An 18218-nucleotide genomic window follows, 5' to 3' on the forward strand; every position below is an offset into this window, starting at 1 on the left:
ATGGCCGCGCGCAAACGCAAGCGGCGCGGATAATCCGCGCCAGCGCGACCCCTATGATGGGACGCTCGCGAAAAGTCAAGCTTTTCCGCGCCCGGAGGCTTGTTTTCGCCGCCATTGACCGGTATGCAGCGGCCCGCTCGAGAGAGCGCCACGGAGAGGTGGCAGAGTGGTCGAATGCACCGCACTCGAAATGCGGCATACGGGCGACCGTATCGGGGGTTCGAATCCCCCCCTCTCCGCCAGTGACCCCCACAAATCGTCTTTGTATTCCGTTGCGGCCGGCAACTTCGGCGGATTGTACAAACCGGGGGGGCATCGGGTATGACGCCTGATTTCGGCAGGCGCTGCACGGGCGCGGGAGCGGATGGGTTCGTCGGAGGAGGTGCAATGAGCGGACCGAAGCGGATCGCCGCCCTGCCCTGCTGGAAAGGCAGTGTCGACATGGAACCGCTGACCGGCGGCCTGTCGAACGAGAGCTGGCTCGTTACCGACGCGGCCGGCAGGCACGTCGTCCGGTTTGGCAAGGACTACCCCTTCCACCACGTCATCCGCGAGAGGGAGCTATTGGTGGCTCGTGCCGCGCATGCCGCCGGCTTCTCGCCGGCGGTCGAGTACGCGGAATCGGGCGTGATGGTCTCCGCGTTCCTTGAAGCGCGCACATGGACCGAAGAGGACATGCGCGCGCAGCCTGAGAGGATCGCCCGGCTGCTCCATGATTTCCATCACCGTATGCCGTCCGCGGTTTCCGGGCCGGGCTTCATGTTCTGGGTGTTTCATGTCATCCGCGACTATGCACGCACGCTGGCGGCGGGCGGCAGCCGTCACGCGACAGACCTGCCGGAATACCTGCGGCTTGCAGCCGAACTTGAGGAGGCGCAGGTGCCACTGCCGATCATCTTCGGCCACAACGACCTGCTGCCCGGCAATTTCCTCGACGACGGCGAACGGCTCTGGCTGATCGACTTCGAATATGCCGGCTTCAATACCGCTATGTTCGACCTTGCCGGCGCGGCGTCGAATTCCGGCATGGATGAGGAAACGGCGGAGTGCCTTCTCGCCGGCTATTTCGGTCGCGCTTCCGAAACGGCACTGAAGCGCTCCTTCGATGCAATGCAATGCGCTTCCCTGCTACGCGAGGCGATGTGGGCGATGGTCTCAGAACTGCACCTGAGCGCGCCTGGCGTCGATTACGCCGCTTACGCCCGCGAAAACCTCGCGCGTCTCTTCGCGGCTCTCGACCGCTACCACTCCAGACACGGAAAGAGTTGAGCATGACGCTTCCGCAACAGGCCGAGATCGTCGTTATCGGCGGCGGCATCATCGGATGCTCCACGGCCTACCATCTGGCGAAGGATCACAAGGCCGAAGTCGTCCTGCTTGAGATGGGCCAGCTGACATCGGGCTCGACCTGGCACGCCGCCGGCCTGGTTGGCCAGCTTCGTTCCTCCGCGTCGATCACGCGGGTGCTGAAATATTCGGTCGACCTCTACAAGCGCCTCGACGAGGAAACCGGACTGTCGACCGGCTGGAAAATGACCGGCTGCCTGCGGCTCGCGACCAACCAGGACCGCTGGACGGAATTCCGCCGTCTTGCGACTACCGCCCGATCATTCGGCATGGAGATGCACCTTCTGTCGCCGGACGAGGTGAAGGCGATGTGGCCGCTGATGGACACGTCCGACCTGGTCGGCGCGAGCTGGCTGCCGACCGACGGACAGGCCAGCCCTTCCGACATCACGCAGTCGCTCGCCAAGGGCGCGCGCATGCATGGCGCGAAAATCTTCGAGCAGGTGCGAGTCACCGGCTTCGAGCTCGACGGCGGCCGGATCACGAAAGTGAAGACCGACCAGGGCGCCATCATCTGCGGGAAGGTTGTCAACTGCGCCGGCCAGTGGGCCAGGCAGGTCGGCGCGATGGCGGGGATCAACGTGCCTCTTCAGCCGGTCAAGCACCAATATATCGTCACCGAGAAAATACCCGGTCTCGCGGCCGACGCGCCGACGATCCGGGATCCCGACCGGCGGACCTACTTCAAGGAGGAAGTCGGCGGTCTCGTCACGGGCGGCTACGAGCCCGACCCCCAGGCATGGACCACCGGCGATGTGCCGAATGATTGGGAATACAGGCTGTTCGACGATGATTTCGAGCATTTCGAACAGCACATGGAACAGGCAATGATCCGTATCCCGGCGCTGGCCGAGGCCGGGGTCAAGCAGATGATCAACGGTCCGGAAAGCTTCACTCCGGACGGCAACTTCATCCTCGGCGTCGCGCCGGAATGCGCCAACATGTTCGTCGGCGCAGGCTTCAACGCGTTCGGGATCGCGTCTGGCGGCGGGGCCGGCTGGGTCCTCGCCGAGTGGACGATGTCCGGCGAGGCGCCACTCGATCTGTGGGTCGTCGACGTCCGCCGCTTCTCAGGCTTGCACCGCGACCGGCAATGGGTCTGCGACCGCACGCTCGAGGCTTACGGCAAGCACTACACGATCGGATTCCCGCATGAGGAGTATGAGAGCGGCCGCCCGCGCATCGTCTCGCCACTCTATGAGCGGCTGAAATCCCACCGTGCCGTTTTCGGCTCCAAGCTCGGCTGGGAACGCCCGAACTGGTTCGCGCCGAAGGGGATGGAGGCCAGGGACGTCTATTCGATGGGACGACAGAACTGGTTCGGTCCGGTCGGAGAAGAGCACAGGCATGTCCGCGAGAAGGTCGGTATTTTCGACCAGTCCTCCTTCGCCAAGTACGAACTCAGCGGCGCCGACGCGCTTAGGGCGCTCGACTGGATCTGCGCCAACGACGTGGCGAAACCGGCCGGGAAGCTGACCTACACGCAGCTGCTGAACAGCCGCGGCGGGATCGAAGCCGACCTGACCGTGGCACGGCTCGCTGAGGAGAAATTTTACATCGTCACCGGCACGGGTTTCCGGACGCATGACATGGCATGGATTGCCGATCACATTCCGGTCGGCAGCAATGCGGTGCTGACCGACATCACCGAGGAGTGGGGCACGCTTTCGCTGATGGGACCGAAATCCCGCGAGGTGCTCGCGAAGGTCACCCCGGGAGACGTTTCCAACGAGGCCTTTCCCTTCGCTCACATACGCGAGATCGGGATCACCGGGCACACGGTGCGCGCTCTGCGCGTCACCTATGTCGGCGAGCTCGGATGGGAACTGCACGTCCCAATCGCAGCCACGGGCGCGGTGTTTGATGCGCTGATGGAGGCTGGCGAGGCGGAGGGTATCCGGCCGGTCGGCTACCGGGCGCTCGAAAGCCTGCGTCTCGAAAAGGGCTACCGCGCCTGGGCGGCCGATATCACGCCGAACGACACGCCATTCGAGGCCGGTCTGGGCTGGGCGGTGAAGCTGAAGAAGGATACCGACTTCATGGGCCGCAACTCGCTTGAGAGCATCGTGGGCCGGTCGTTGACGAAGCGGCTGGCCGGCTTCACGCTCGATGACCGCGATGTGGTGCTGGTCGGGCGCGAAACGATCCTTCGCGACGGGGAGACAGTCGGTTACCTTACTTCAGGCGGTTACGGATACACGATCGGCAAGAGCATCGGTTACGGATATGTCCGCAATCCCGAGGGCGTCAGCGACGACTTTCTGATGTCGGGCACCTACGAACTCGTCGTGGCCAACGAGTCGATCCCGGCCAAAATCGGAATGAACGCGTTCTTTGATCCGGAGAATATGCGCGTCAGGGGGGGATGCCAAACATGACCTGCGGATATCCGTTCAGGTTCGGCGCAGTGCAATGGCGAAACTGGGAAGGGTGCCAGCCTCACTGGGAATCGATACGTAGGGCTCGGTCTGTTCCACGCTCGCGACAAGCCCGTCGGCATGCAGCGCCTTTACTTTGCCGGCAAAACCGTTGTCACAAAGCTTCGTCTTGACGGTCAGGACGACACGGCCAGCTTGACCTCTTCGATTAGATTTATGCACAGTTGGGCATTCCGACAGTGAAAAACCCAATATTCCAGGTCAAACACCATCCGGACGATATGTCATGGCTTTACAGCCATCGCTCGCGGCGGGAGTTACGCATCAGGACTGGCTGCCATGCTCGTCGCCGAATCCACCTATGGGCTGGTCCCGGCAAATCGCCCTGATCGGGCCGGAGGCGGACGTCGGCTTCCTTTTTATACGCGAGCTGATGTGGATGAGGTATCCGGTTCGGCGGATTCTGGCTATGAGATCTCCGTCGTAAGAGACAGCTTCAGTTGGCGAAGCTCGAAACCGTTGCTGGACCCGCATGGCATTTACACTCAGGCAATTGCAGTATTTTGTCGCCGTATGCGAACAGGGTACGGTATCGGGCGCAGCGCACACCTTGTCCATTTCCCAATCGGCAGTCACCGAAGCGATCAAAGAGCTCGAATCCGATCTCGGGGTTAACCTTTTCGAGCGTCATCCGCGCGGTCTGAACATCACGCACAAGGGCCACCAGTTCCTGCGCCACGCAACGACGATCCTGGGGGATGTCTCGGATGCGCGCAATGCGTTTCGGGAGGAGGATGATGCGGCGAGCGGAAATCTGCATTTGGGCGTGACGTCGTTGGTGGCGGGCTACGTCCTGTCGGACATCCTCGCCCGCTATCGCCGCGCAAACCCGGCCGTCAGCGTTACCGCGATTGAGGACAATGGCGAATATCTGGAACACCTGCTGATCGGCGGCGAGCTCGATGTGGCGGTGACCATCATCTCCAACCTGCGCGACCGCATGGCGCTGCAGGCCGATATTCTGGAGGTGTCACCCTACAGATTGTGGCTGCCCCTGGGACATCGCCTGTCCGGCCTGGAGAGCATTTCGCTCGCCGACGTCTCGTCGGAGCCGATCATCATGCTGACCGTCGACGAAATCGAGGAGGCCACCGTCAAGCTGCTCGGTGCGTTCGGGGCCAAGCCCAACGTCGCTTTCCGCACCCGCTCGGTGGAAGCCGTGCGCAGCCTGGTCGCGACGGGCGCCGGCGTGGCCTTGCTGCCCGATCTCGTTTACCGGCCATGGTCGCTGGAAGGCGACCGAATCGATTCCCGCGATGTCTCCGGCTCGCTACCGATGGTCCAGGTCGGCGTCGTTTGGCGAAAGGGCTCCAGCCTGCCCCGCACGGCCCGCGATTTCATCGCGATCGCGCAGGCGCAGCGCTTGACCCGCTGAGAAATTCGATTTCGGATTTTCCGATATCACTGTTCAGATAAATGAATTTGTGAAACCTGCGCGCACGCGTAACCTGACTTCCCGGGAAGAGCGCCGCCATTCCGGCGGTCGAATACGGGAGACGTCGCCATGAAATCCATCCTCAAATCCTGTACCGCGCTGACGCTGTGCTGCAGCCTTGCGGGCCAGGCATCCGCCCAGGCCATGCTGGCCGAGATCGGACCGGGCGAAGGTCAGGTCGATATCGTCGCCTGGCCCGGCTATATCGAACGTGGTGAGACCGACAAGGCGTTCGACTGGGTCACCAGGTTCGAGGAAGCGTCGGGTTGCAAGGTCAACGTCAAGACTGCCAACACTTCCGATGAGATGGTCGCGCTGATGAATGAGGGCGGCTTTGACCTGGTCACCGCCTCCGGTGACGCGTCTCTGCGCCTCATCGCCGGAAAGCGGGTGCAGCCAGTCAATATCGACCTGATCCCGAGCTGGGGTTCCGTCGACGACCGCCTGAAGGATGCGCCGTGGCACACGGTCGACGGCGTCCACTACGGCACGCCCTACATGTGGGGCCCGAACGTGTTGATGTACAACACCCAAGCCTTCGACGAAGCGCCGGCCAGCTGGAACGTCGTGTTCGAGGAAGTGACGCTCGACGACGGCAAGTCCAACACGGGCCGCGTGCAGGCCTATGATGGCCCGATCCACATCGCTGACGCTGCCAACTACCTGATGGCACACCAGCCGGACCTCGGCATCAAGAACCCCTACGAGCTGAACGAGGACCAGTACAAGGCCGCCCTCGACCTGCTGCGCCAGCAGCGCACGCTGGTGTCGCGTTATTGGCACGACGCCTTCATCCAGATGGACGATTTCAAGAATGAAGGTGTCGTCGCCTCGGGTTCGTGGCCGTTTCAAGTCAATATCCTGAAGAGCGAGGGCCAGCCGATCGCCTCGACCATTCCGCAGGAAGGCGCGACGGGCTGGGCCGACACGACCATGCTGCACGCCGACGCTGCGCATCCAAACTGCTCCTATATGTGGATGGAGCACACGCTGTCCTCCAATCTGCAGAGCGATCTTTCGGTCTGGTTCGGCGCCGTGCCGAGCGTGCCCGCCGCCTGCACCGACGGGCGCGGCATGCAGACGGCAGAGGGCTGCACGGCAAACGGTCTCGACGACTTTGAGAAAATCAAGTTCTGGACCACGCCGGTTTCCAAATGCGAAAGCCAGGGCGAATGTGTGCCCTACTACCGTTGGGTTTCCGACTATATCGGGGTCATCGGCGGCCGCTGACCGACCATCTTCCATCGCGATGCAACTTCCGTCCGCCGGTTCGCCGGCGGACGGAACAACGGGATATGCCATGCAAACCGCTGTCGCCTTTTCCACAGTCTCGCGTCACTTTGGCGCCGTGCGCGCCGTCGACGACGTTGATCTCGAGATCAAGGAAGGCGAGTTCTTTGCCATGCTGGGGCCGTCCGGTTCGGGCAAGACCACATGCCTGCGCCTGATCGCGGGCTTCGAACAACCGACATCTGGTCATATCGAGATTTTCGGCGAGACCGCGGAGGGCGTCCCGCCCTACCGGCGCAACGTCAACACGGTTTTCCAAGACTACGCACTGTTTCCGCATCTGAGTGTCGCCGACAATGTCGCCTACGGGCCGATGATCCGCGGGGTTGCGAAGGCTGAACGCCGGAAGGCGGCGGATGAGGCTTTGTGCCTCGTTCAGCTTCCCGGCTACGGCGACCGCCGTCCGGGGCAATTGTCCGGCGGCCAGCGCCAGCGCGTCGCGCTTGCCCGCGCGCTCATCAACAAGCCGAAAGTGCTACTGCTCGACGAACCACTCGGGGCGCTAGATCTGAAACTGCGCGAGCAGATGCAGGAGGAACTCAAGGCCCTGCAGCGCTCGCTCGCCATCACATTTGTCTTCGTTACCCACGACCAGGGAGAGGCCCTGTCGATGGCCGACCGCGTCGCCGTGTTCAACGACGGGAAGATCATGCAGGTTGGGGCGCCCGAAGAGATCTACCGTGCGCCGCGCTCGCGCTTCGTCGCCAATTTCGTCGGCTCGTCAAATATCCTGCCGCCGGAGCTGACCGAGCGCCTCGCGGGCAACCGGTCCTGGGCAAGTCTACGTCCCGAGGCCATCCATATCGCGGCCGGCGAGGGGCAACGGGCGACGGTCACCGGCTATTCCTATCTCGGCGCGGCGACGAGGCTTGCCGTCGATATGGGCGGACAGCGCCTGACCGTTTTGCTGCCGGCCAGTTCGGACGTGCCGGCGGTCGGGCAGCAGGTCTTCCTCACCTGGCAGCCCTCGGACCTTCACCTCATGGAGGACGAGCAGTGAGCGCGGCCTCTCACGCCATCCTGCCGGGACGCGGCGGCCTGTTCGGCTCGTTGTCGGACGTGCTTTGGCGCAATCCGCGCCTCATGCTGTTCCTGATGCTGACGCCGCCCTTATTGTGGCTGGGCGTCATCTATCTGGGCTCCCTCTTCGCGTTGCTCGCCCAGAGCTTCTTCTCGATCGACGAGTTCTCCGGCCTGATAAAATACGAATGGACGCTGAAGACCTATGCCGAGCTGCTGCGGCCGGCCAATCTCGACATAATCGTCCGCACGGTCAGCATGGCCGTCGCTGTGACGCTGGCGTCCGCGGTCATCGCCTTTCCCATAGCCTATTACGCGGCGCGCTATGCGCGAGGTAAGTGGAAGGCGTTGTTCTATCTCGGCGCCATGCTGCCGCTGTGGTCGAGCTACCTGGTCAAGGTCTATGCGTGGAAGCTGATCCTCGCCAAGGAAGGCATCCTCAACTGGATCTTCGCCAAGCTGCACCTGACGCCGGTACTCGAGGCATGGCTCGCGATCCCGGTCATCGGCGGCAACTCGCTGTCGGTCAGCTATACCGGCACCTTCCTTGTCTTCGTCTATGTCTGGCTGCCCTACATGATCCTGCCGACCCAAGCGGCGCTGGAGCGGGTGCCGGAATCGATGCTCGAGGCGTCGTCCGACCTCGGCGGCTCGCCGGTCCAGACATTCCGCCACGTGCTGCTGCCGCTGGCGCTGCCCGGCATCATCGCTGGTTCGATCTTCACCTTCTCGTTGACGCTCGGCGACTACATCATCCCGCAGATCGTCGGTTCCTCGCGGCTGTTCATCGGCCAGGCGGTTTATGCCCACCAGGGCACGGCGGGTAATATTCCGCTTGCCGCCGCCTTCACGGTCGTCCCGATCGTCATCATGGGTTTCTATCTCTGGATGGCAAAACGCCAGGGGGCTTTCGATGCGCTCTGACCCTAACGGCAAGGCCCCGCTCGGCCTCAAGATCGCCGCCGCCGCGGGGCTCCTGTTTCTGCACCTGCCGATCCTCTTGATCTTCGTCTACGCCTTCACCACCGAGGACCGCAGCTACCAGTGGCCGCCGCCCGGGCTTACGCTGAAGTGGTTCGCGGTCACATGGAACAGGCCGGATGTCTGGGAGGCGCTTGGACTTTCGGTGCGTGTTGCCGCGATCTCGACGGTGATGGCCCTGATCCTCGGCACGCTCTGCGCGGCGGCTGTTTCGCGCACGAAGTTCTTCGGCCGCGAAACGATATCGTTGCTGGTGATCCTGCCGATCGCCTTGCCGGGCATCATCACCGGTATCGCGCTGCGCTCGGCGTTCAACCTGGCGGACGTCCCGTTCTCGTTCTGGACGATCGTGCTTGGCCACGCGACTTTCTGCGTCGTCGTCGTCTACAACAACGCGATCGCACGCTTCCGCCGCACCTCCGGTTCGCTGATCGAGGCGTCGATGGATCTCGGCGCCGATGGCTTCCAGACATTTCGCCATGTGGTGCTGCCGAATATCGGCACCGCGCTGCTGGCCGGCGGCATGCTCGCATTCGCGCTGTCCTTTGACGAGGTGATCGTCACCACTTTCACCGCCGGTCAGCAGGCGACGCTGCCGATCTGGATGCTCGAGGAACTCGTCCGTCCCCGCCAGCGCCCCGTCACCAACGTGGTTGCGATGGTGGTCGTGCTGGTGACGTTCCTGCCAATCCTCGCGGCCTATTACCTCACCCGCGACGGCGACCGGATCGCCGGCAGCGGCAAGTGAACTTCTGAAAAGGGAGAAGCCCCATGGATACCCAAATGCTGATCGGCGGCAACCTCGAGAAGGGTGCGGACGCCGAGGAAAACATCCTCAATCCAAAGACGGGCGAATCCGTCTTGCATCTGCCCGAGGCGAGCCTCGACCAGATCGACCGAGCCGTGGACGCGGCTGACAAGGCGTTTGCGACCTGGTCGCGAACGACACCCGCCGAACGCTCGGCCTATCTCTTGAAGATCGCCGACCGCATCGAGGCCGAGGCCGATGGTTTCGCCGCGCTGGAGGCGCTCAACTGTGGCAAGCCGATCAATGCGGTGCGTGATGACGAGATCCCGGCCATTGTCGATTGCTACCGCTTCTTCGCGGGTGCGGTTCGCTGCACGCCGGGCAATGCCGCCGGAGAATACCTCTCCGGCTTCACCTCGATGATCCGCCGCGATCCGATCGGCATCGTCGCCTCCATCGCGCCGTGGAACTACCCGCTGATGATGATGGCCTGGAAGCTCGCGCCGGCCATCGGCGGCGGCAACACGGTCGTCTTCAAGCCGTCGGAACAGACGCCGTTGACGGCGCTGAAGATGGCGAAGATCCTCGCAGACGTCCTGCCCAAGGGCGTGGTCAACGTCGTTCTCGGCCGCGGCGAGAGCGTCGGCAACGCGCTGATCGACCACTCCAGGGTCAACATGATCTCGATCACCGGCGACGTCGCAACCGGCAAGAAAGTGCTGCAGGCCGCCGCCAAATCGGTCAAACGCACCCACCTGGAACTCGGCGGCAAGGCCCCGGTCATCGTTTTCGACGACGCCGATGTCGACGCCGTAGTCGAGGGCGTGCGCACCTTCGGCTACTACAATGCCGGGCAGGACTGCACCGCCGCGTGCCGCATCTACGCCGCGCCGAAAATCCACGATAAGCTGGTCGCTGACCTGTCTGCCGCCGTCTCGACGATCAAATATGCGAGCGAGGACGACAGCGAGAACGAGATCGGCCCGCTGATCTCGCAGCGCCAGCGCGACCGCGTGGCAAGCTTCGTAGAGCGGGCCTCGACAATGAACCACATGGAAATCACCGCCGGCGGCAAGGCACATGAGGGCAACGGCTTCTTCTACCAGCCGACCGTCATCGCCGGCGCGCTGCAGACTGACGAGATCGTTCGCCGCGAGGTGTTCGGCCCCGTGGTTTCGGTGACCCGCTTTACCGATGTGGACGAGGCCGTCGCATGGGCGAACGACTCCGACTATGGCTTGGCGTCCTCCGTGTGGACCAAGGACGTTTCGAAAGCGATGGAATGCGCCGCCCGGCTTCAATATGGCTGCACTTGGATTAATACGCATTTCATGCTGTGCAACGAAATGCCCCACGGCGGCTTGAAGAAGTCCGGCTACGGTAAGGACATGTCACTCTACGCGCTGGAGGACTACACGGCCGTTCGCCACGTCATGATTGCTCACTAAGAAGCGATGACAGTCAGCGACGGCTTTTCAGAAAGCCGCCACTGAATGACCCTTCGAGTCGCGCAGCTCATTGTCAGCACTTCAAGGGGGCAGCATCGGAAAATTATTTATGTGTGGTCAGTCTCTGCCGTCCGGCAGCCTGTCGGAGAAAGGCGCACTCGTGAGGGCCGGCGTTGTCGATTTCGCCGTGGCTGAGATCGACGGCCAGTCCGGGCACGGTTGTTCGCGCGAGGCTGCCTACGCGGCGCAGGCGAGATGAGGCAAGGTCGACGGTGCTGCAACGCCGAATGTGGAACAGAGGGCGGCCGCGATACGCGAAGCGGGAGCGGTCAACTCCAGGCTGCCAAGAGAGTTCTTCGCCTCTGACTGACAGCCCGGCCAGTATGCGCAACCAAGATCTAGCCTTGGTGAAGAAGGGGCGGCTTGTTTCGCTAGCGGCGGCCTGTGCCGAAGCGCATTGCCACCTCAAGGGGCGACCAGCGTCAGGCGAGGCTTAGCCGCCGGGGCGCGTCAGTCCACGCAGAGCTCGCCTTCGTAGCGGAGAGTGACGAGACCCGTGATCGTGTCTGCGATCCCGTCATTTCTCAGCGTGCCCGTCGCTCCGGCGAGCGGACCGGCTCCGTCTTGGATCGTATACTCCGTCATCATGTGAAAGACGCCATCCTCTCCGGGGATAGGCGTCCAGGTCGCGGTATCGGACGTCCTGAGGGTGCCGCGTGAACGGGTGACGAAGTCGTGCGCTAAGCTTAGCGCCAGCACGCCGTCTTTTCCTTCGGACTGATCCAGCAGCACCGCCCGGGTCGCGCCAGCCAGATCGCCGCTGACGCTTCCAAGAACATTGACGGGCTCGCCTCCGACCACCGAGGCGTCGATCGTTCCCGCGACCGTGCGGCACTCGGCCGAGGCGGTGGCCGGTGCAAGCGTGAGGTGCAGCGACGCGGCGAGAGAGCTGCAGACGACTTTCGTGAACATGATCGTTCTCCTTCCCTTCGGCGAGGGCCGCACCCTCACACGCCGGAGCCATGCTACGCCCTCTCTCGTCGAGCCGCTTGAAGTTTTCCTTCGGGACTTCTTGAGATTTGTGCTTTTCTCGGGTTAACCGCCGATAGACCTATGGACCGAGGATGAAGTATCGCTTTTGCGGACTGGAGCTCGACGTCGGCGCGCGGACGCTTGAGGTCGACGGAGTGCACGTTCATGTCGAGCCTCAGGTCTTCGACCTGATCGTCTACCTCGTCGAGAACCGTGGGCGCGTCGTGGACAAGGACGAGCTGCTTGCTCGGGTCTGGAAGGGGAGAGTGGTTTCCGACGCGACTATCGCCACGCGGATCAACGCGGCGCGCCGAGTTCTCCGCGACGACGGGCGCCGCCAGCACATCATCGCCACACTGCCGCGCCGGGGATTTCGTTTTGCGGCCGAAGTGGGCGTGAATGGCGAGACGCAGGGACGGCCAACAGTTGCCGTAACGCCTCTTTCCCTTTTGTCAGATGATAGGTCGAACGGGTATCTCGCACGCGGCTTGGCCGACCAACTGGCCGCCACGCTCGGTCAAGCGGGCTGGTTCGACATCCGGGACACGGCTGCCTCGTTCGCGTCGTCCCTTGAGGGCGCCGGGCCCGCAGAGATGGCGCGCAAACTGAAGGCCGACTATCTGGTGACGGGCTCCCTCCAAACGAACGGCGACGTCCTGAGGCTCTTCGTCCGGCTGATCGACCCGCGAAACGACCACCAAGTTTGGTCAGCAACGTTCTCGGGTGGGCATGGCGACCTGTTCGCCATGCAGGATCGAATGGCGGGACAGGTGCTTGGCGAGCTCGAGCCGAGGCTGAGGCGAATTGAACTGCTGCGCAGCGCCGAGCGCCACGGGAGCCTGAGCGCCTTCGACCATTACCTGCGCGCGGCGGACGCTCTGAGAGCGATGTCCTTGTCTGCTATGCACGCGGCCTGCGTCGATCTCGACAAGGCCGTGCTAGCGCATCCGGCCTACGCCGCCGCTCATGGCATGCGCGCGTGGATTGCGACGCTGATGCTGCCCCACGGTCGCCGGGTCGACGCGGTCAGAGAACGTGAGCGCGCCCGCTTCGCCGTTTCCGAGGGAAGCTTCGACTGCGACGCCCTTTCGATGGGTGGGTATGCGCTCGGCTTCTTCGATCGCGACCCAGCGACGGGGCTCGGCTATGTCCGCCGTGCGTTGGCGCTCAACCCGAGCTCTGCTCGCTCGCATGATTTTGCCGGATGGTTGCTACTCTATGGCGGGGGGTCGGGCGAGGCGCTCGCCCATTTCGACCGCGCTCTATCTCTCTGCCCAATCGACGAGTTCGGATTTCGCATGCTTACAGGGCGCGCCTTCGCGCACCTCTACCAGCACGATTTCGAGGCGGCGGTCTTGGATGCGCGTCGCGCGCATGCGGCGGCGCCGAGCTACACGGTTTGCCACCGCGTCCTAATCGCCGCGCTCGCCCATCTCGGCCGTAGAGCGGAGGCTAGGGCCACTCTCCGCGATCTCCTGTCAATCCGTCCGGGCCTGACGCTCGCCCGCTTCGCCAAGGAAACGCGTTTTGACGATCCGGCTGACCGAGAAGTGCTCTTCGGCGGGCTGAAGCAGGCAGGCCTAACCTAGCGTTGCGACCAGAGAAGGTTCGAGGTCAGCCGTACACCCTCCGCCAAGGGGCAGGTCTCCGATTCCGACAGAAGCGCCGCCCCCAGTCCTTGTTCGCCGTGATCGGCGGTCGGCCGTCCGGCGAGATTGCGAATTGGGAGCACTCGGTTCGCTTGGAAAGCGGCAACTCGAATCTCCGTCATCTGTTTTCGTACAGGCTTTATCTCGAGGAGAGCGAAGGGCTCGCCGAAAAGACCGTGGATGAGCATATGTGATCGCTCGCCCGCATGAGGCATGTCCACATTCGTTTGCGCGCCGGGTCATTGTGATGCGTTCTTCACATGGCAGGAAGTTCATACCGAAAGCCCGCTGGCCCCCGCATTGCGTGTTTGGGACTTTGTCACGCTCGTTCAACAACGGCGTTCTGCAGCGCACCGACATTTTCAATTTCGCTGATCACGGTGTCTCCGGGAAGACAGTATCGGGTGGCTGCGATTAGACCCTCCGTCGGGGTCCAGGTGCCCCCCAGTTCCCGGTCGACCGACCAAGCGGTTCCGGCGGGTGTGCCAGTCAGGATAACCATGCCCGGCTTCAAGGTGAAATTGGTCGAAAAGAAGTGGATAAGCTCTGCGCAGGACCAGATCATGTCGGCGGTGTTTGCCTGTTGGCGAAGCTCGCCATTGACAGTCGTTCTCAACATTAGCGTTTGCGGATCGGGAATTTCGGACGTCGTGGCGATCACCGGACCGAGCGGCAGGCTCGTATCGAAAGCCTTTCCCCGGCCAAGTTCGTAAAATACCACGCCTTCCGGGGTGCGCCGCACCTGTCGATCACGGGCGGTGACGTCATTTGCGATGGTGTAACCGAAGACGTGCGATAGAGCGTCGTCTACCGGTATATGACGGCCGGGGCGCCCGACCACAACCGCCAGTTCGGTTTCGCAGTCGAGTTTCCGGGTCAACCGCGGATCATGGACAATGTCCTCACCGGGGCCAATCACGCAGTCCGATGTCTTCAGAAAGAATTCGGGTTCCCGCCCGCTGAGCGGCGAACCGGCCTTCTCGGCGTTGTGTGCACGATAGTTGCTTCCGGCGCACAGAACCGTCGAGGGAAGGAGGGGAGCGGCGATCCGGAGTTCGTCCATACCCCTTACAGATCTCGCCGGCGGGTTACGGGCAATCTCCGTGGCGATTTCCTCGGCCGCTTCGCCGCCCTCGATGAAGGACAGCATGCTCCTGAACTCGTCACGCTCGTCGGCCGCCAGCAGATCGATCGCAGTATTCCCGGCCTGGAGGAAAAGCCGCCGCACCGATCCGTCGACGAAGCTTCCCAGTCTCATGGCGCCACCTCCTCAGGAAAGCAGAAACGACATGGTCAAGACCAGGCCGAGCCCGGCGACCCCTGTCCGCACCACCGCCTCGGGCAGACGCCTCGTGATGCTGGCGCCGATGTAGCCGCCGAATATTCCGCCGGTCAGCACACAAAGCGCCGCCACCCAGTCGACGAGGCCTGACATCATCATTGGCACCACTGCCACCGACTGGATCGAGGCGGCAAACAGGTTCTTGGCGCCGTTCACATGGCTGACGCCGGCTCCTGAAGAGGCTGACAGCACGGCGAGCAGCATGAAGCCTAGCCCGGCGCCAAAAAAGCCGCCATAAAAGCCGAACACCGCCAAGAGGACAGCAGTCGCGGCTTTCAGCCGGTCGCCCGGAAAGGCCCAACGCATCAAGGCGGTCGTTCTCGGGCCCAATATGATCGCGCCGACCGCCAGGACGAGGAGTACCGGAACGACCGTGACGAATGCTTCGTTGCTGGCGTTGACCATCACGATGGCGCCGGCAAGGGCGCCGGCGAGCGCCGGGAGCATCTGACGGAAAAGCTTGCGCAACTCGCCCGCCACTTCCCGCCGGTATACCCACACGGCCGGAAGCTGCGCAGGCCACAGCGCGACGCCTTGCGTGACATTCGCCGCAATCGGAGGCAGGCCTGTCGCCAGAAGCATCGGGAAAACAAAGATCTTCGCGCCGCCGGCCGCAGCGTTCACCGCCCCGCCGACCAGGCCCGCGGCCAGAAAGACCAGGATTTCGACCGTCATGCCGTCCGCCTGTCCAGATGACGTCCATCCCCGGAAAAGTCCGATTCGGCGAGCGCCGATGCCGTAAGCGCGAAATGCTGTTCGGTCAGGTTGCACGCGCGATCCGCGTCGCGCGCGATGGCCGCTTCGGCGATCTCGGCATGCTCGGTCGCCAAGTCCCGCGATCCCAGCTTCTGATACACGGAAACGCGGCGATAACGCTCGCAGAGATCGTGCAAACCCGCCCGGACTCTCAGCAACCAGTTCGAACCGCAGGCCGAAACGAGGGCCGCATGGAATTCGGTGTTGGCGCGCTCCCACGAATCGGTGACGCTATCACGGGCGGCTGCCAGTGCGGCGTCTTCCTTCGACATTATATACGCCGCGGCGACAACGCGGGCCTCCCATACATCGCCGCCGCGTTGGATCGAAAGCCGGAGCGCCTCTTTCTCGATTGCGGTCCTTGCAACGTTGAGGTCATTGAACTCCGCCGGGTCGAGCGGAGCGACGGTGAATCCGCGGTTTCCTTCGCTCAGGACGAGGCCGTCCTGAGCGAGCTTCTGCAGCGCTTCGCGAAGCGGCGTCGGACCGATAGCGTATATCGCCTTGAGCTTCTCGATGCGCAGCCGTTCCCCCGGCGGACGAGCGCCGATGATGATGTCCCGGCGAAGCCGCTTGTAGGCCGCCTCGGAAAGCGTTTCTCCGTCCAGGGCTTCTTTTTCTCTCGTCTGCATGCAGGTGTCTGTCCTTCTTATCCCCTTTGCGTCCGATAGGCGCGGGTTTGACAGGGTAGGTTTTCTATGATCTCTGTTATTATCGATAGAATTGCGATATGTCGAGAAAATGAAGCTGATTACTTTCGAATTCGACGGCATAGTCGCAGCCGGCTACATTGACGGGGGCGACGCGGTCGTATGCGCCGAAGGCGATGAAGCGCACCGAGCCGTTCTCGATGTCATATCGGGGGGTGAAGCGGCGTTGGCGACATGGCGCAAGGGCTCGGCGCGTCGCGTTCCTCTTGGGGGTATCCGCTTCCTCGCACCCATCCCTGCCCCATTACGCGACGTTTTCTGCGTCGGAAAGAACTATTATGCCCATGCCGCAGAGTTTCACTCGAGCGGCTTCGACTCGAGCGCCAAGGAGCAGGTTCCCTCCCATCCGGTTATCTTCACCAAGGCGACGACAAGCGTCTGCGGGCCGGGCGACATCGTCAAGGGGTCACTGGATCCGACGAACAGCGTCGACTACGAGGGCGAACTTGGCGTCGTCATCGGCAAACGCTGTTTCCAAGTAAGCAGGGAAGCGGCCTACGATCACGTCTTCGGCTACGTTGCCCTCAACGACGTGACCTCCCGCGAGCTTCAGAAGAAACACAACCAGTGGGTCATCGGGAAGGGCATCGACACCTTCTGCCCGATTGGACCGTGGATCGCGACGGCCGATGAGGTGGGCGACGTTACCGAGCTTGAACTGTGTACGGAGATCAATGGCGAAATGCGCCAGCGTGCCAAGGTCTCGGATCTTATCTTCGACATCCCGACACTCATCGAGACCATGTCGAGGACGATGACTCTTCTACCGGGAGACATCATCGCCACCGGCACGCCCGTCGGAGTCGGGATTGGCTTCAAGCCCCCGAAATACCTGTCGGCGGGAGACACGATGCGTGTCAGCATCACCGGCCTTGGTACGCTGGAGAATACAATCGGCTGATTTCGTAGCTTGCAAGAGAGTTCAAGGGAGGAACTACATCATGCGTAAGATCACACTATCGGTTGCAGCCGCACTGCTCGCTGGCAGCGCCTTTTCGGCGATGGCCCAGGATGGATATTTCGCAGGCAAGACGATCGAGATCGTCGTGCCCTTCGGTGAAGGTGGAGCCACCTTCGTTTCCGCGAAATTCCTTGAGCCCTATTTCGAGAAACACCTGCCCGGAAACCCGGAGATCGACGTTGTGTCGCGGCCGGGCGGAGGCTCCATTCTCGGCGCCAACTGGTTCGAACAGAATGCGAAGTCCGATGGAACCACCATCCTCTTCACCACTTCGTCGACGGCCAATCCGTTTGTCCTCGGCCAGGAGGGAGTCGAGTATCGCCTGGCCGACTACCGTGTCGCCTACAGCCATCCGTTCAGCGCCGTGGCATATGTTTCGCCCGATACCGGCGTCACCAGCGCCGCCGACATCAAGAACGCATCGACGCCGCTGATCTACGGCGGGATTGCGGCAGCCGCGTCCGACCTGCCGGGATTGCTCTCCTTCGAGGTTCTCGATCTCGATGTGAAAACCGTACTCGGGTTCAATGGCCGCGGACCGGTTCGCCTCGCCTTCGAACAGGGAGAATTGAACCTCGATTACCAGTTCACGCCCGTCTATCTCACCCAGGTCGTGCCCTCGGTAGCCGAGGGCCGCGCCGTGCCGCTATGGACGGGGGGAGCGATGGAGAACGGGGTCCTGAAGGCCCGCGATCCGATCGCGCCGGAATTGCCGTCGGTCTACGAGGTGTATGAACAAATGAACGGCGGCGCCCCATCGGGAATCGAATGGGAGGCGTTTCAGGGCGTCGCCTCCGTGACGTACGCCTACGGCCTGACCGGCTACATGCACCCCGACACGCCGCAGGAAGTGCTCGACATCTTCGCCGAGACCGTTGCAGCGATCAACGCCGACCCCGAGTTCCAGGCCGAAAGCCAGGAGGTCACGAACGGGGCCCGCCTGAACGCCGGGCCGGACACCGAGGCCGCGATCAAGGCCGCGCTTTCGCCGAGCCAGGAAGTGAAGGACTACCTGCGAAAACTCCTGTCGGACAAGTACGGCGTGAATTTCTGACCCAGCC

General features: G+C 62.8%; 17 protein-coding genes and 1 tRNA gene. 13 read left to right on the forward strand and 5 right to left on the reverse strand.

Annotated elements, in window-relative coordinates; translation table 11 throughout:
- Positions 1-152: 152 nt before the first annotated feature.
- From LC298_RS09515 to LC298_RS09560, 10 genes are all read left to right on the forward strand, one after another.
- Positions 153-242 (forward strand) — tRNA-Ser (locus tag LC298_RS09515).
- Positions 243-387: 145 nt separating this feature from the next.
- A complete protein-coding gene (locus LC298_RS09520; RefSeq protein ID WP_131569176.1) occupies positions 388-1269 on the forward strand; it encodes a choline kinase family protein in 882 nt (293 codons plus the stop codon).
- Between the two features lie 2 nt (positions 1270-1271).
- Positions 1272-3725: a GcvT family protein gene (locus LC298_RS09525; RefSeq protein WP_131569178.1), complete on the forward strand. Its 2454-nt coding sequence runs from the start codon at positions 1272-1274 to the stop codon at positions 3723-3725.
- A gap of 532 nt (positions 3726-4257) precedes the next feature.
- Positions 4258-5160: a LysR family transcriptional regulator gene (locus LC298_RS09530; RefSeq protein WP_131569180.1), complete on the forward strand. Its 903-nt coding sequence runs from the start codon at positions 4258-4260 to the stop codon at positions 5158-5160.
- Between the two features lie 129 nt (positions 5161-5289).
- Entirely contained in the window at positions 5290-6450 is a 1161-nt protein-coding gene (locus LC298_RS09535) for an ABC transporter substrate-binding protein (RefSeq protein ID WP_131569182.1), read from the forward strand.
- Positions 6451-6520: 70 nt separating this feature from the next.
- On the forward strand, positions 6521-7510 hold the full coding sequence (locus tag LC298_RS09540; protein ID WP_131569184.1) for an ABC transporter ATP-binding protein: 990 nt from the start codon (positions 6521-6523) through the stop codon (positions 7508-7510).
- Entirely contained in the window at positions 7507-8454 is a 948-nt protein-coding gene (locus tag LC298_RS09545) for an ABC transporter permease (RefSeq protein ID WP_131569186.1), read from the forward strand. Before LC298_RS09540 ends, LC298_RS09545 begins: the two co-directional genes overlap by 4 nt.
- Positions 8444-9259 (forward strand): ABC transporter permease, encoded by an 816-nt coding sequence (locus tag LC298_RS09550; RefSeq protein WP_131569188.1) that lies wholly within the window; start codon positions 8444-8446, stop codon positions 9257-9259. Before LC298_RS09545 ends, LC298_RS09550 begins: the two co-directional genes overlap by 11 nt.
- A 23-nt stretch (positions 9260-9282) precedes the next feature.
- Entirely contained in the window at positions 9283-10707 is a 1425-nt protein-coding gene (locus tag LC298_RS09555) for a gamma-aminobutyraldehyde dehydrogenase (RefSeq protein WP_131569190.1), read from the forward strand.
- 109 nt (positions 10708-10816) lie between these two features.
- Positions 10817-10966 (forward strand): hypothetical protein, encoded by a 150-nt coding sequence (locus LC298_RS09560; protein ID WP_158284775.1) that lies wholly within the window; start codon positions 10817-10819, stop codon positions 10964-10966.
- A gap of 251 nt (positions 10967-11217) precedes the next feature.
- Here LC298_RS09560 and LC298_RS09565 read toward each other — a convergent pair whose 3' ends face one another.
- On the reverse strand, positions 11218-11679 hold the full coding sequence (locus LC298_RS09565) for a hypothetical protein (RefSeq protein WP_131569192.1): 462 nt from the start codon (positions 11677-11679) through the stop codon (positions 11218-11220).
- 152 nt (positions 11680-11831) lie between these two features.
- Here LC298_RS09565 and LC298_RS09570 point away from each other — a divergent pair, with 152 nt between their 5' ends.
- Positions 11832-13328 (forward strand): winged helix-turn-helix domain-containing protein, encoded by a 1497-nt coding sequence (locus tag LC298_RS09570; RefSeq protein WP_131569194.1) that lies wholly within the window; start codon positions 11832-11834, stop codon positions 13326-13328.
- Here the strand turns inward: LC298_RS09570 and LC298_RS09575 are convergent.
- The 4 genes from LC298_RS09575 to LC298_RS09590 all read right to left on the reverse strand — a co-directional run bounded on the left by LC298_RS09575 (position 13325) and on the right by LC298_RS09590 (position 16118).
- The gene (locus LC298_RS09575; RefSeq protein WP_131569197.1) at positions 13325-13510 is read right to left on the reverse strand and encodes a hypothetical protein; all 186 of its coding nucleotides are present in this window, start codon (positions 13508-13510) and stop codon (positions 13325-13327) included. The genes LC298_RS09570 and LC298_RS09575 overlap by 4 nt on opposite strands.
- Before the next feature lie 197 nt (positions 13511-13707).
- Positions 13708-14646, reverse strand: a complete 939-nt coding sequence (locus LC298_RS09580; RefSeq protein WP_131569199.1) for a fumarylacetoacetate hydrolase family protein — start codon at positions 14644-14646, stop codon at positions 13708-13710.
- A gap of 12 nt (positions 14647-14658) precedes the next feature.
- Complete coding sequence (locus LC298_RS09585; RefSeq protein WP_131569201.1) at positions 14659-15405, reverse strand: sulfite exporter TauE/SafE family protein; 747 nt, start codon at positions 15403-15405, stop codon at positions 14659-14661.
- Positions 15402-16118 (reverse strand): GntR family transcriptional regulator, encoded by a 717-nt coding sequence (locus LC298_RS09590; RefSeq protein WP_131569203.1) that lies wholly within the window; start codon positions 16116-16118, stop codon positions 15402-15404. The genes LC298_RS09585 and LC298_RS09590 overlap by 4 nt, the downstream gene beginning before the upstream one ends.
- Before the next feature lie 109 nt (positions 16119-16227).
- On the opposite strand from LC298_RS09590, the gene LC298_RS09595 reads away from it, so the two are divergent.
- Positions 16228-17097, forward strand: a complete 870-nt coding sequence (locus LC298_RS09595; RefSeq protein ID WP_131569213.1) for a fumarylacetoacetate hydrolase family protein — start codon at positions 16228-16230, stop codon at positions 17095-17097.
- A gap of 40 nt (positions 17098-17137) precedes the next feature.
- Complete coding sequence (locus tag LC298_RS09600) at positions 17138-18211, forward strand: Bug family tripartite tricarboxylate transporter substrate binding protein (RefSeq protein WP_199223281.1); 1074 nt, start codon at positions 17138-17140, stop codon at positions 18209-18211.
- Positions 18212-18218 lie beyond the last annotated feature (7 nt).

The sequence above is a fragment of the Oricola cellulosilytica genome (assembly GCF_019966575.1).
GTDB classification, from domain to species: Bacteria; Pseudomonadota; Alphaproteobacteria; order Rhizobiales; family Rhizobiaceae; genus Oricola; species Oricola cellulosilytica.

Bases quoted from the DNA above. Each gene is read 5' to 3' on its own strand.
- LC298_RS09530 (WP_131569180.1), top strand. From the start codon at position 4,258: ATGGCATTTACACTCAGGCAATTGCAGTATTTTGTCGCCGTATGCGAA.
- LC298_RS09535 (WP_131569182.1), top strand. From the start codon at position 5,290: ATGAAATCCATCCTCAAATCCTGTACCGCGCTGACGCTGTGCTGCAGC.
- LC298_RS09600 (WP_199223281.1), top strand. From the start codon at position 17,138: ATGCGTAAGATCACACTATCGGTTGCAGCCGCACTGCTCGCTGGCAGC.
- LC298_RS09555 (WP_131569190.1), top strand. From the start codon at position 9,283: ATGGATACCCAAATGCTGATCGGCGGCAACCTCGAGAAGGGTGCGGAC.
- LC298_RS09590 (WP_131569203.1), bottom strand. From the start codon at position 16,118: ATGCAGACGAGAGAAAAAGAAGCCCTGGACGGAGAAACGCTTTCCGAG.
- LC298_RS09540 (WP_131569184.1), top strand. From the start codon at position 6,521: ATGCAAACCGCTGTCGCCTTTTCCACAGTCTCGCGTCACTTTGGCGCC.
- LC298_RS09525 (WP_131569178.1), top strand. From the start codon at position 1,272: ATGACGCTTCCGCAACAGGCCGAGATCGTCGTTATCGGCGGCGGCATC.
- LC298_RS09585 (WP_131569201.1), bottom strand. From the start codon at position 15,405: ATGACGGTCGAAATCCTGGTCTTTCTGGCCGCGGGCCTGGTCGGCGGG.
- LC298_RS09570 (WP_131569194.1), top strand. From the start codon at position 11,832: ATGAAGTATCGCTTTTGCGGACTGGAGCTCGACGTCGGCGCGCGGACG.
- LC298_RS09565 (WP_131569192.1), bottom strand. From the start codon at position 11,679: ATGTTCACGAAAGTCGTCTGCAGCTCTCTCGCCGCGTCGCTGCACCTC.
- LC298_RS09575 (WP_131569197.1), bottom strand. From the start codon at position 13,510: ATGACGGAGATTCGAGTTGCCGCTTTCCAAGCGAACCGAGTGCTCCCA.
- LC298_RS09560 (WP_158284775.1), top strand. From the start codon at position 10,817: ATGTGTGGTCAGTCTCTGCCGTCCGGCAGCCTGTCGGAGAAAGGCGCA.
- LC298_RS09550 (WP_131569188.1), top strand. From the start codon at position 8,444: ATGCGCTCTGACCCTAACGGCAAGGCCCCGCTCGGCCTCAAGATCGCC.
- LC298_RS09520 (WP_131569176.1), top strand. From the start codon at position 388: ATGAGCGGACCGAAGCGGATCGCCGCCCTGCCCTGCTGGAAAGGCAGT.
- LC298_RS09580 (WP_131569199.1), bottom strand. From the start codon at position 14,646: ATGAGACTGGGAAGCTTCGTCGACGGATCGGTGCGGCGGCTTTTCCTC.
- LC298_RS09595 (WP_131569213.1), top strand. From the start codon at position 16,228: ATGAAGCTGATTACTTTCGAATTCGACGGCATAGTCGCAGCCGGCTAC.